General features: G+C 41.9%; 10 protein-coding genes. All 10 read right to left on the reverse strand.

The genetic code is table 11. From position 1 onward, the window contains the following. On the reverse strand, positions 1-2046 hold a 2046-nt coding region (locus ACOV1Q_RS13610; protein WP_424494953.1), incomplete at its 3' end, for a N,N-dimethylformamidase beta subunit family domain-containing protein. 58 nt (positions 2047-2104) lie between these two features. Continuing rightward, positions 2105-3076, reverse strand: coding sequence for a UDP-glucuronic acid decarboxylase family protein (locus tag ACOV1Q_RS13615; protein ID WP_424494954.1), 972 nt, complete (start codon positions 3074-3076; stop codon positions 2105-2107). A gap of 5 nt (positions 3077-3081) precedes the next feature. Beyond that, positions 3082-3942 (reverse strand): glycosyltransferase family 2 protein, encoded by an 861-nt coding sequence (locus ACOV1Q_RS13620; RefSeq protein WP_424494955.1) that lies wholly within the window; start codon positions 3940-3942, stop codon positions 3082-3084. A gap of 35 nt (positions 3943-3977) precedes the next feature. Further along, positions 3978-4559 (reverse strand): LbetaH domain-containing protein, encoded by a 582-nt coding sequence (locus ACOV1Q_RS13625; protein WP_424494956.1) that lies wholly within the window; start codon positions 4557-4559, stop codon positions 3978-3980. Positions 4560-4581: 22 nt separating this feature from the next. Next, complete coding sequence (locus ACOV1Q_RS13630; RefSeq protein WP_424494957.1) at positions 4582-5751, reverse strand: glycosyltransferase; 1170 nt, start codon at positions 5749-5751, stop codon at positions 4582-4584. A gap of 273 nt (positions 5752-6024) precedes the next feature. Next, positions 6025-7230, reverse strand: coding sequence for a glycosyltransferase family 4 protein (locus tag ACOV1Q_RS13635; RefSeq protein WP_424494958.1), 1206 nt, complete (start codon positions 7228-7230; stop codon positions 6025-6027). Next, the gene (locus tag ACOV1Q_RS13640) at positions 7211-8587 is read right to left on the reverse strand and encodes a hypothetical protein (protein ID WP_424494959.1); all 1377 of its coding nucleotides are present in this window, start codon (positions 8585-8587) and stop codon (positions 7211-7213) included. The genes ACOV1Q_RS13635 and ACOV1Q_RS13640 overlap by 20 nt, the downstream gene beginning before the upstream one ends. A gap of 7 nt (positions 8588-8594) precedes the next feature. Further along, positions 8595-9845, reverse strand: coding sequence for a glycosyltransferase family 4 protein (locus ACOV1Q_RS13645; protein WP_424494960.1), 1251 nt, complete (start codon positions 9843-9845; stop codon positions 8595-8597). 22 nt (positions 9846-9867) lie between these two features. Beyond that, on the reverse strand, positions 9868-10902 hold the full coding sequence (locus ACOV1Q_RS13650) for a glycosyltransferase family 4 protein (protein WP_424494961.1): 1035 nt from the start codon (positions 10900-10902) through the stop codon (positions 9868-9870). 11 nt (positions 10903-10913) lie between these two features. After that, positions 10914-11834, reverse strand: coding sequence for a glycosyltransferase family 2 protein (locus ACOV1Q_RS13655; protein ID WP_424494962.1), 921 nt, complete (start codon positions 11832-11834; stop codon positions 10914-10916). Between the last annotated feature and the right edge of the window lie 2 nt (positions 11835-11836).

The raw sequence follows: 11836 nt of genomic DNA on the forward strand, positions 1-11836 counted from the left end.
GCTATAAAGCTGCCCCGTATGAACGCCAGTATTCCCCGGCTGCTTGTAAAAACGTACTCCTGTAATAAACCCATTCTCTGAACTACGGAATTTCATCCCCAATTGTAACGGGGAACCGCTCCACAAAGGTTCAGTGGGTGTCTCACCGGGAGTAAACACCGTACAGGGACATTGGCTGGGGCCCGCTGGTTCGACAGTCACAGTGACTGTATCCTCATAACCTATATTACCTGAATCATCAAAAGACCTTACCCAGACGCTTACTTCACCTTCACTTACAGGTGTCCAGCTATAACTCCATGTATCGGAACCCGATGCCGTTGTCCAGGAAAAACCATTATCCAGGGATAATTCTACACCCGCCACTGTTTGGTCGTCTGTAGCCGTACCACTAATAGTCAAAGCTTTTCCTACAGGAATAGTACTATTCTCTGCAGGCAGCAGAATTGAAGTTAGGGGCGGTGTCTCATCTGTTGACGCTGTAGTTGGTATAAGACCAGAGCGAATGCTTCCCGGCTGCACTCCCATATCTGCCAAAAGATTTAATGTAGCCTGCTGCATGTCAAGATTGCTGGGAGAAACGCTGCGGTCGTGGTTGTTGTCAAGCCCCCAAGACCACTGTACTGTACCCGCTCCAAAAACAAGCGCATTACTGGCATGACGGTACAGGGAAACCTGATGAATCTTGCCTTCTATTTCCGTACGGGAAAGAATGATCCTTCCTTCTGGATAAGATGAACGGAACTCCTCCTGCTCCGGGTTCCACTCAAAACCTATAGTTCCAAAAGGCATGGTTACTTTTTCGCCCTCCTCCAAAGAGGCAATGCTTGTATTTCGCCAAAATCGCAGGTCTTTATAATCTGCCGGTACCTCTATAGACGCTTGTGACCAATCCCAGCTGATCTGCCCTGTTAACTCATTCTCAGGCCGACAGCCATCAAGGAGAATATCACCCGTCATATATTCACAGCCACTGCGCCAAAGTCCAGTCCATTCAGGTGTGGGATCACATTTCCCAGTACAAATGTTTTCTCCTTCTATTCCTTCTTTATAACAAACTAATGTCCGATATGAAGTTTCTGCTCCAGCAATACTTTTTTCCCAGCGGGTTTTCCAATAGACTTCATTTCCACTGAAAAACGCAAGGTGAATCCCCGCATCACGGGCATCAGTTACATTTTTCCTATGATTGGCAGACCAATATTCATCATGTCCAACAGAAAGAAAAACTTTATGATTCTTAATTAAATGACCACGCCTGTCACTATCCACATTAGTAGTATAACTTACGTCATAGCCATTTGCTTCTAGCCATCGAATCATTGGGTACTCCGCGTTGAAAAGCCAGTCTTCAGAAGAGTCACCGCCCCCGCCTCCATCTCTGGTCACAAAAGGCCTGTTATAGCTCACTTTAGATGCTTTACCACCGGCCCCGGTGTATAGGCTTTTTCCATTATTATTATCTCCGTAGACGTTGTACGCCTGCCAGGTCGCATCGGAAGTCTGGAAAAAAAGATCAGCATTACTCGCATCATCCCGCACTATAAAAGTTATATGACTCGCCCCACCATTGTTTTGGCGTGTAAGTTTCGCAATGTAAACTCCCGAGACTGCATTGGCGGGAATTTGCCAACTGCCCGAAACTGCCCAATTTCCGCAATCCAGAAGGCCCGTTTCAGATTCCATTATGCATGGAGGCTGAGCCTGTGGCAAATTTGCTGTAACGGATCCATTCCCTTGGAATCTTGCTCCCAGGCCCTGATAATAACCTAAACGATAGATCCTGATGCTGTAAGCAGCAGCATTAGTCTTAATTTTAAATCTCGCGGTTTCTCCCTTGTTATAGCTTATTTCTGTAGCATAACCTTGAATAGATCTATCTCCTGCTCCGTTGATCTGCCATTCCGAGGCAGGATTTCCAGGTCTGGAATTTTCCAGTACAATTGGGTTTTGCCCTACAGTATTTATGGCGCATAAAAAGCTGAACCAGATAATTCCGGTGCAGGTAATTCTACTAATAATGCCGATTTTTTGTGGCAGCATCATTTTCCTGAAATTAGAAGCAGTCATTTTCATCGAACAGATATATCGAGTGTTCAAAGAATTATATATCCACAGTGACTTCTTTGGCACCTTTTGCTGCCAGGATGTTATCAAAGTAGGTAATGGTTTTTTCCAGTCCATCTTTCCAGTAGACTTCGGGTTGCCAATTATCCAGATTCTGTTTCGCCAGTTCTATATTTGGTCGTCGTTGTTTTGGATCATCCTGAGGTAAAGGCTTGAATATTAGTCTCGATGTAGATCCCGTCAATTCAAGAACAGTTTCTGCAAGTTCAATCATGGTAATCTCTGTTGGATTTCCCAAATTCACCGGTCCTGTAAAGTGAGCAGGACTGCTCATCATCCTCAACATACCCTCCACCAGATCATCCACATATTGAAAAGATCTTGTCTGCATACCGTCTCCATAAATTGTAATCTCTCTTCCTTCTAGAGCTTGCATGATAAAGTTAGATACCACCCTGCCATCATTAGGGTTCATATTTGGCCCATATGTATTGAAGATCCTAACCACCTTAATTTCCACCTGGTTTTGTTTGTAATAGTCGAAGAACAATGTTTCTGCACATCGTTTCCCCTCGTCATAACAAGATCTGGGTCCTATGGGATTTACATGTCCCCAGTAGCCCTCTGGCTGCGGATGAACTTCAGGATCTCCATAGATCTCACTTGTACTGGCCTGAAGGATTTTGGCTTTAACTCTTTTGGCTAAACCCAGCATGTTAAGCGCACCCAAAACAGAAGTTTTAAGAGTCTTTACAGGGTTGTACTGGTAATGTACGGGGGACGCAGGACAAGCTAAGTTGTAAATTTGATCCACTTCCACAAAATATGGAGTGGTGACATCATGTCTTACCAGTTCAAAAAACGGGTTTCCCAACAGGTCAACAATATTCTGTTTATTGCCTGTGAAATAATTATCAAGACAGATCACTTCATTGCCCTGCTCCAGCAGTTTTTTACATAGGTGTGATCCTATGAAACCCGCCCCTCCGGTAACTAATATTCTTTTCATCTTTCTTAAATTTTCATATAAACTTCTAACTGTTTTGCCTTTTTATTTCTACTTCCCAATTCTTGTCTTTTCAGTTCCCGGATTTTTATTTTAATTAAGAATTCATAATACGCGATGTTTACGCAGTATATAAAACCGGGAATTCCTTCCAGAAACCCGCCGTTGAAAAAGTAGGTGTAGACAAAGCGTAGTAAAGGCCATCCTGGAACCCTGCTCAGCCACGACTTTAAAGCAGGATTTCTTTGACTGGAATTTCTTGAGAATATTTTATTAAAAGAGGGGGAATTGTATAGGCGGTCGTAAGCTTCCAGAGAAGAATATTTGTTATGTCTTTCTATCCAATGCTTCCAACCCTTGGAAAAACTATAGTGCATGTAGGGTTCCTTTATATAATCTGTCTCTCCAAATATTTTGTCTTCTTTTTGTCCATGACCAAAATCTGTAAAGCTTATCCTGCCTTTCCTAACAAGTCTTAGTTGCCACTTAGGAAAATTATCACTGTATTTTAGCCATCTCTCTTCGAGGATCATTTTCCAACAGCAGTAGTATCCCGCTATATTATCAGCGGACTCCAAAATGGCTTTTTTAATGGCAAATCTAAACTTGGGTGTAGCCACCTCATCTGCATCCAGAAACAGAACCCAGTCATATTTTAAGTCGAGATGATCCAGGGCATAATTTCTTTGTTTTCCAAAGCTTTCAAATCTGTTATAAGATACCTGGGCGCCATATGATTTCGCTATTGATATCGTATTGTCTTTACTGCCAGAATCCAGTACATAAATATCATCGCACCATTGCAAAGATTTCAAGCATTGCGGAAGGTCCTTCTCTTCATTTTTAGTTAGAATTATAATCGATAGCATATATTTTGGTTATATTTAGTATGAAGCATGTTCTTCTAGCTCCTCATAATTCTGTTCTTGATAAAGTTAGAGGGATTACCTCCTACTATAGTCCATGGCGTCACATCCCGAAACACCGAACTCCGTGCTCCTACCACTGCTCCTTCGTGAACTGTTACACCAGGTCCTATAAATGCATCTGCAGCGATCCATACCTGGTCTTCAATAGTTATGGGCTTAACAATGAGGGGGAAATTTGAAATCGTACAATCATGACTGGAAGCACAGATATAGCTTTTCTGCGAGACAATAACATGAGAGCCAATAACGACCCTCCCCTGGTTGTAGCAATCTACTTTTGGACCTATAGTAGTAAAGGTTCCAACCTTTAAGTTCCAGGGAGCCCATATTTTCACACTGGCATAAATGTTTGAATTCTTTCCTATTTCTGCACCAAAGATCCGCAAGATCACTGCTCTCCAATTACTAAAAAAGGTCAAATTGAAGGGTCTGAAGAATATCCAGTAGGCTAAAAACCAGATGACACGTCCTAATTTGTTCTTTAAACTAAAACTAAAGTCGTAACGTTGAAGATCTACTTTGAGATCCCCAACATAAGGATTAGATGAAACTGCCATAATTAAGGTATTTAAATGTATTTTAAGCGGAAACGGCTAAAGAGGAGATCATTCGTCTTACTGAATTTTCTATATCGAAATTTTCGGTAAAAGCCTGAAAAGCATTTTGATTTAATTGATTTTTTTGTTCAGGAGTTGTAGTCACCCACTGTAAAAGCATATCGTATATACCTTCTTCTGTATCCGGCCCCACTATTCCGGCATTCGCTTTCTTAATTTCCCTCCAAATGTTTACCTGGTCGGTTATCAAAACAGGTTTCTTACACGCCAATGCCTCGACCACAGCAATACCGAAATTCTCCTGATGGCTGGGCAGTATAAAAGCTTCACAATTATAAAAGACTCCCCATTTCGCATCTCCCTGAAGCATGCCCGGGAAATATATAGTGGAACCAGAAGCCATTTTCCAAATTCTCTTTCCATAATCACTTTCCATCCCAGGTCCGGCGATCACCAAATCCGGTAAATCGTATTGTATGCTCAACCGGATATAGGCTTTTATAAGGAGGTCTACTCCCTTCTTAACATGAATTCTACTGAGAAATAAAAGAAAAGAATGTCCTTTCAATTGCGGGCACATCCTGAAAAATTCTTTTCCGAATCTATCCTTATTGACAGGTGGTTTTTGAATTCCATACCCCACATTAAGTTCGGACTTTGGATGATATACGTTGAAAGTTTTTCTAGCCAATAGTAATTCCTCCTCACAGGTAAAGAGGATACCATCCACTCCGTTCACCACTTTTTCCTCAATAATATTCCAAAAGAACCAGTTCCTGATAGCCTTAAGTCTTCTTCCTTTAGCTTTCTGAAAATAAGGATCCAGCATCCCGTGAGCCATTACAAAGATCCTGGGAGCCTCCTGATTATTTTTTTTTAACCTTTGCCAGGCCAAGTAGGAACCAAAACTGTTATAAAGCCATAAGCCATGTATGATAACAGTATCAAATCGCTCAAAATTTTCCAGTAACCAGGAGTGCAACCTCGCACAATAGAAATAAGGTCCTCTTGCAGGTCCCAATGCATGAACAACATAAGCTTCCTCTTTTAGAAATGCAGAACCTGATAAATCAAAAGAAACCACTTCATTGTATACCCCCAATTGTTGCATGGCTGCTATATTATTCTTAACTCCCTGGCATACGCCCCCCTGTATAGGGTTCATGGACGCTACAATATTCAAGATTTTCATAATTTTGAGTGGGTTAGGTGAAACGGTTGAGCAATAGAGACGAAAGATTGTATGTTTTGGTATTGTAGCCAATACCTCATTAAAAACTGAATCTTTCTAGTGGTACTGCTTCTTGTCAAATGTTGTTCAAAAATTTAAATGGTTTTTTAAGACACCATAGGAAAGTTGATACCCGGGCTCCTCTATGATAAATTCTTTCTTAGCTTTCTTTATGCAAACGGACATGAATAAAGAAAGACCTTGTCTGGCTGATGGATATTACTGGATGCTATCTTACTTGGCAGTGAATAATTCTTTTTCGTGTGGAGATACTGCAAAACTCCATTGATGAAGGACTTTTTCATACGAATTTGCTATTGCCTCAAGTGCAGCTTCACTGTTGAACCTTCTGGCATTATTAAGACCTTTGACGACCATCGAATCTCTTTCTTCAGTTGATAAACAGAGAACCTGTTCTAGTATGTGTGCACATTCATTCAGCCAGCCATTCTCATCTACTTTGTTGTAAGGTGGAATATAGGTGGCCGCGTTTCCCCCTACTTCTGTCATAGGCGCTTTTTGAGTAGTTATAACAGGACATCCGCTTGCCATTGCTTCTGCAATCGGCCACCCAAAGCCTTCTTCAATAGAAGGAAAAAGTAGGACGGAAGCTGCCTGATAGCAGGTCTTCAGAAGTTCATCTCCTACTTTGGTCGCAAAAAAAACATCATCGGAAAATTCATATTGCTTCAGCAGAATTTTCATTTCTTCATCGGGTCCCGCTCCTACGAACAACAAGGGAAATATGTTCTTTGCTTCTCCTCTCCAGCAATCATAAATTTTTAAGATCCCTTTCCTGTTCTTGTAGAAATGATTTCCTCCCACATGGAGTATGAACCCATTCTGCAGAGGTAATTTGAGCTCCGCAGATACTTCAAGGCGTGCCTCTTCCGGGTCAGCAAATTTGAAATCCTGGTTCAAGCCATTGTAGATGACATCACACATATTAGGTGGAGTGCTAAGAAATGACATCAGGTCCTGCCGGGTATTCTCGGAAATACAGATAAAGTTATTTCCCCTGTTAAACCCCCTTCTGATAAACCACTGATAGATCTTTCCCGACCATTTCAACCTATTTTCCTCAAATCCACCCCCCACTGACTTCTGCGCCATAAAATCATGACAATGTATAACATGAGGACGGTCTGAAACTAATGGTACCCAAGGTCCCAGAGCCTGGTCTGATAAAACAAATAAAGTATCCTTGTCGAGTCCTCTAATCTTAAATTTCGCCAATATCGGAAAAATTAAATATTGATCTATATATCCAATATACTTCTTCAGCAAACCAGACCAGTTCAATCTGGTAAGCACAGGAGGAGCAGTCCAAATTTGAACTTCATGTCCTTTTTCCTGCATGCCTCGCATAATCATATGAGTATATTTCGTGATACTCATTGATTCTGAAAAAAAAGGATGATTAAACAGAATGATTTTCATTAGACGTCTTTTGTTCATTAAAGGATGCAATGACCAGGCCTCCAATAAATACCACAAAACCAAGGTTCGTGGGCTGAGACCACTGTCCCTGCAGGATATTGGCGAACCCGAAGCTCATAAGCATCCAGGGAAGTACATTGTTCTTCTTTATTGTCACCCAAGATCTCTGTAACAGCCGGAACGACAGGATGATCCTTACTCCAACCAATATAAGACCCAAAATAAGTCCCATTTCACCAATAATGCGACCCCATTCGTCCTCGGCTATTAAATAATCGCCTCTTTTGTCACCCATAAGGAGTTGAGCTCCCCCACTGGTACCCATTCCTAGGCCTGCTCCCCAAAAAGAGAAGTGCTCATTGGTAATTGCCGTCGTCATTCCACCTAAAAGCCGGTCAACCAATACTCCTTCCATTCCTCCCTCTACTTCATTGGCTGCCGTAAATCGTTCTGTAAATGCGCTAGAGGCTGTTTGGAAAAATTCAAACTTTCCGATAAATGAAAACAGAAGAAGTAAAATAATGCCCAGGATTAAAAACTTTTTTATGAACTGAGGATTCCTAAAGGAAATTATGAATAAGAACAAAGCAGACAATATGATCTCAAAAAGAAGCATTCTGCTTATACTAAGCGGAATGGCAGCCAAAAGTGCACAGCTGGATAGCACCAGAACAAGTTTAGATAATTTTTCGTTTTCCCCGGCTGCCCAAAAATAAAAGATGAAAGCAGCTGTTAGACCATAAAAAAGGGACAATCCATTAGTAAAGGAAAATGTTCCCGGCACCCTGTAAAACCCGGCAGCACCGCTAAATCCAGAACCTGCCATATCTCCTCCAACCCCGCGATTAACCCAGGCGGACTGAGGACTGTAAAACTGGATTGCCACTAAGATGGTCATGCCGATACATATCCATAGAAGGACCCGGCCAATGACAAGCACATCCTCCTTGTTCAGAATAGCTCCAATAACAAATATCAAAGGAAACTGAATTACTGTGATCCTAAGGCCATAGAGCGCTACAAACATATTCCCATGTCCTATGATGAGTGCTGTAGCAAAGCTGAGAATCGTAGTAAACCAGATTAGGAGAGTATAAATTCCCGGTGTCCACAATCCTTTTCTAACAGCATAAAAAATAAGTAAAATTGCAACCGGATCCCTTACCACCAGTAGAGGCGTAGCCAGACCGGGAAGTACCCATTTGCGTAAAGCTCCTTCCATAATTAATAATCCGAAATACAGCCATATAATCTTTTTAAGGATTTGCCTGTCATAGTTCTCCATAGAAATGTCTGACGACCATGCCACCTTTGCTTGTTCATTCCTGTCAAGAAAATATGTAGAATTTTGATCCATAACAGGATTATTGAAGAACCTGTTCAAGTTCCTGAACAGCAGCTACCAAATCCTTTTCATAAACAGACCAGGGTCTTCTGGCTGCAGTTTCCAGGGCAGATTCTCCCGCTGTTCTCATGATACCAGGTTTTAATAAAATTTCTTCTATAGCTGCCTGTAAGGAGCTTGTGGAACCGGCTTCTGCTATCCAGCCGTTCTCCCCATGAATTATTATATCAGGTCCTGCCGTACGATCTGTCGTTATTACCGGTGTTCCCTGCGACATTGCTTCTGTGATGACCAGACCAAATCCCTCAAATAAGGAGGGAAAAAGAAGCACATCGCTTGCCTTCATTAATTGGAGAATCTCCTGATGAGGCAAACTGGGATACCAGGTGTGATTTTGCAGCGCCTTATTAAGAGCAGCACAATGCTGTACTACCTTATATCCCACAATGGTTAATTCCACGTGAGGAGCAAGCGCCGCAACCGCCTCAAAGAGTTCCGCTATTCCTTTGCGCTGTGATAATCCACCAACAAATAGTAGCTTTAGTTTCCTATTCCTTAGCGGACTGTAAGTTTTCCTTTCTCCCACTGGAGGAAAAGCATAAGGCACTACCGCCACAGGAGCCAATTTTCCCGGAAAGAACTTGAGCGTTTCACGTGTAAAACTGCTGGCTACAATAATTAAATCTGCCATGTCTAGCTCCCTGTCTTTTCTCTGTAACTTCTCCATAGAATCCTGAAGCCCGGTAAGTGTAGAAGACCATTGAGGTCTACGTTCTCGTTCATATTCAAGGTAATGCCGGGCAGCTCTCCAGTAGCCTATAGGCAAATCATATATACATCGCATAGCATTTCTTTTGGCAATTTCAAAAGATAATGCAGCACCGTCTTCATATGCATAAACAGCTTCCACCTTTTTATACTTCCCTTTGCTTAGAGAATTTGCCACCCTTCGGTCAAGATCCTGATATACAGCATCTACGCAGAATGATCCTTTCTCATGTGCAACGAATTTTTCCAATCCTGCCCTGGCGGCGAGTAATCTACCTGCTTCCCTCCAGGGTCTTTGCCTGGTAATGTTACGAAGAGAAGTATCATACCTGCGGCGGCGGATTTCAGAGAACATCCTTGTTCCCCCCAATTGATCTAAAAAGCTACCTTCAAAACTTGCTATTGTGGTATGGAATTCATCCAGCATACCCTCTTTTTGAAAAGAAGTTACCGCTGCCCTAACAAAAGAATTTCCAGTAGGATGTGAAAGAATGAGTTTCATTATTTGTAATTAAATTATGTGATCAAGCAGAGACTGCTTCAGTTAAAACGCAAAGATATTTTTCGGCAACAAGCTGGGAATGGTGTGCTGCAAGATGAGCCGGTGCTGATGTTCTACATCTTGATTCAAGCTCAGGATCTTGTAAGAGTTTCATCATTGTCTCTACCAAATCCTCTAAATCTCCCCTTCTGAATAGGACTCCTCCCGGACCTACTGCCTCCGCGAGACCTCCTCCGCGGGAGGCAATCGGGAGACAACCACAGGCCATTCCTTCAAGAGCGACCATTCCGAAAGGCTCTTCCCATATCGAGGGAATTAATATATATCTGTGCTGATTGAGACAGGTTACCAGTTCCTCGCCACGCATAGCTCCTTTGAACTCTACAATATTTTCTAACCCGAGCTCCTGAACAAGCATCTCCAGTGAGGCTCTTTCTGGTCCATCTCCTATAATCGTAAGACTGAGAAACACGTCCGTTTCCCCAGCTATATTTCTTTTTACTAAGCGGGCGATAGCCTTTATTGCCATGTCAGCTCCTTTATCTGAAACAAGCCGCCCTAAAAACACATATTGCTTTTTCTTCTCAATATGCGGCAGTACTCTGAACATATTCTGTCTGTATGGATTGTGAATAACATCAGATGAAGGAGCGGTTTGTTGCCTTAAAGCATTACTTGCCGACACAACCTTGCTGGACCTATGAAGTCTCCACATCTTGATCTTATCCTGAAAACCTATTTTTCCACTTTCACGACGTACCCATGTATTAAGAGAGATAACAAAAGGTTTTTTGATGAAAAACCCCGGCCAGGCCAGCCTGAGACAAGGATTATTCTCGAAAAGAATATCTGCCCATAAATGTGCCTGAATTATTTTTTTAGGCCCCGGATCTCTTATCACTTCATACCCAAAAATTTTAGCAGCAGGGTCAGGAGTCCAGGTAAGTATCTTTACCTGATGCCCTCGGCTAATAAAATGATCAGCATATAACTCTGTATTTACTTCAATCCCACCTATGAAAGGGTAGAAGTTATGAGAAAGTATTAATATTTTCAAAGTCAGAATTATTAAGATGTACCGGAAAGAACTACGTCATTTTTATAAGTTTTTCTTCCCAAGTTTTGTGTGAAAAAGTATTTGATGATCTCCTTACGGCTATGTGCTTTATCTTTGACTATTTCCATATTTCGATAGTAGATTGCTCCAAGGGTCCAGATCAGTAGAAATTCTATACCCAGTCGGAAACAGATAATCCCTGCCACTAAATATGGCATACTAATCTTATCAAACTTCTTTAAAAGGTACCACCTGTTCCTGTAAAACCTTATAACCCGGTGGCTCACCTTCTGTGGAGTACCGCTTCCTTTGTGAAAAGCTTTTATAGGCATTACTCCAATTTTCCAACCTCTTCGCGAGGCCCTCATACAAATATCATGATCAAGTTCCAACCAGTCGAAATTCTTGTCAAACAAGCCGATATCCTCAAGTACCTTTTTCCTCAAGACCATCGCACAGGTGAAGACATTGATATCTTTGGGATTTTTGATAAAATAATTGAGATACCATTGATAAAGTTGTTGCCCTAAAATAAGACTGAGTACACCCGGCTCTGCCTCAAATGAAGCCGATGCTATCCCTGCCGAGTTAACTGTTTTAAAAGTAGCTATACCTACTTCTGGATTGGCTCGAAAATATTCCTTGATCCCTTTTACATAATTTTCCAGAGGCCAAGCGTCGGAATCCAGGAGAAGAACCAAATCGGAGTTGAGATCTTTGAGACCTTTATTCAGTGAACGGATGAGTCCGAGATTCCTTTTGTTTCGAATTAGTTTTATCTCCGCAGGAACAGGACCCGGTATCTCGGAAGAGCAATCATCTACCACCAGGAATTGGTCAAAAGGAGCCTCTGCATATTCAACGCACTGTTTTATACATTGGGAGGTAAGTTCCCAGGTGTTGTAATTAGTAACTAAAATTCCCAGTGTCATAT

The sequence above is a fragment of the Salinimicrobium maris genome, from assembly GCF_049680855.1.
Classification (GTDB): Bacteria; Bacteroidota; Bacteroidia; order Flavobacteriales; family Flavobacteriaceae; genus Salinimicrobium.